General features: G+C 47.1%; 1 protein-coding gene. It reads right to left on the minus strand.

Annotated features, from left to right (window positions below; all coding sequences use genetic code 11):
- Window positions 1-171 precede the first annotated feature (171 nt).
- Window positions 172-549, minus strand: a 378-nt coding sequence (locus ACX5J7_RS18315) for an oxidoreductase (RefSeq protein WP_498707800.1), incomplete at its 5' end; no start/stop codon positions are given.

Here is a 549-nt window from a genome sequence, read left to right on the forward strand (position 1 = left end):
GCGTGGATGTCGTGACTTGAAAAATTGGACTGTGCTATCGTAAAAAGAAAAAAACGTTTACAAGCTAAAACCTATAGTGCTATTAGGTATGCGCGCTTTCAAGTATAAATAGCGNGTTTAAAAGGCAGAGGCGTTGCTCTGCCTTTTACATTAACGCTCGCTGCCCTTTGGTTAGGTCAACGATGTCATTGCTTCTTTTCCACTCTTCTCTCGGTAAGTCTCGTAGTCGTTGTAGCCTTCCTCGCCACCACCATACCATGTCGATGGGTCGTCAAATGAGGTAAGAGGGTAGTCGTGCTTGAAACGGGTAGGCAAATCCGGGTTGGTGATCCAAGGTCTACCAAAGGCAATCATGTCCGCATCGCCGTCAGCCAGTCGCTTCTCAGCGTCTTCTTTCGTGTAGCCACAGTTACCCATTAACATGCCATCGTACAGCGCTCTGAACTCGGCTAACGTCATGGCTTCACCGCGTTCATGAAAGCCAAATGCTAAGCCGTCCATAACGTGAAGATAGCCCACTTTCAACTTATTTAACTGTTGTGCGACATA

Source organism: Alteromonas infernus, assembly GCF_902705815.1.